Raw genomic sequence first — 1035 nt, 5'->3', positions numbered from 1 at the left:
ATATGCAGGCGCTCAATGAACGCGTTACCTATCTGGATAAAGAAATTGCTGCATTGTCTTCACAGCAAACAGCATATCGCCATTTATTAACAGTCCCTGGTGTTGGCCCGCTTATAGCTGCAGCGTTTATCAGTGAAGTGGATGCAGTACAGTTCTCCAGTGGCAGAGAATTATCCGCATGGTGCGGCCTAGTCCCCCGGCAGCACAGTTCAGGAGGAAAACAAAGATTGTCCTCTGTGACAAAAAATGGCAATCGCAGCCTGAGAACATTAGTCATCCATGGCGCGCGATCTGTGATGCGCTGCGTGAAAAAACGTGATGACAACCTGGGTCTTTGGCTGAAGAGGCTCGAGGCCAGGCGAGGATTTCTGAAAACCACCGTAGCTTTGGCGAATAAGCTGACCAGAATCATCTGGCGAATACTGACCGATGGCGTTGATTTTAATATGAATAAGGCTTTTTCTGCGAGTTAACGCAATACAGCGTTAAAGAAAACACGTTTCACTGAGTTTGCAGGCACTGATGAGAAAACGGCTACCGTCCCTGTAACAGCCTGAAGTTGACCTGGGTAATAAAATACCGGTGTAGTGATAAGGAAACAGGGTTCGGATAACATCATGGCGCAGGTAACTTTACCTACTTATGACGCCGGATATATGGTCGCAAACCGTATCGAATCAGTACTTGTAACACCCGGGGTGTCCATATATGGTCAACAAAAATTGGCCACGGCTTTAGAGTTTTTCCAGAATAATCGTTCTGATTCATTTGGTGTCAGACCACCATTATATTGATGAGGTCTGAGCTGACTGTAATATCCCAAAATGTAATTCGTTATTGCTGCGCTGGCTTCGCTAAAATTAGCGTAGCCATTATCCGGCACCACTCCGTTTTCAGACTTCTAAAAAACCGTTACATCGGGCTGTTATCCCAGCAATTACCCCGGCGACTCAGGCTTTGCTTTATCTGATATCTCCATAGTAACTGTCTGAAATTCCTGCTGGTATAGTGGCTACCTTGATCCGAGTGATACAG

1 protein-coding gene and 1 pseudogene are annotated in these 1035 nt (G+C 46.0%); one reads left to right on the top strand and one right to left on the bottom strand.

Annotation, left to right across the window (positions count from 1 at the left end):
- On the top strand, positions 1-473 hold a 473-nt coding region (locus YALDO0001_RS22615), incomplete at its 5' end, for an IS110 family RNA-guided transposase (RefSeq protein ID WP_004705693.1).
- Positions 474-712: 239 nt separating this feature from the next.
- Here YALDO0001_RS22615 and YALDO0001_RS22610 read toward each other — a convergent pair.
- Positions 713-1035, bottom strand: a pseudogene (locus YALDO0001_RS22610) (integrase core domain-containing protein); the annotation flags it as partial.

The sequence above is a fragment of the Yersinia aldovae ATCC 35236 genome, assembly GCF_000173735.1.
Taxonomy (GTDB): Bacteria; Pseudomonadota; Gammaproteobacteria; order Enterobacterales; family Enterobacteriaceae; genus Yersinia; species Yersinia aldovae.
This window is presented reverse-complemented; position numbering and strand designations above follow the sequence as displayed.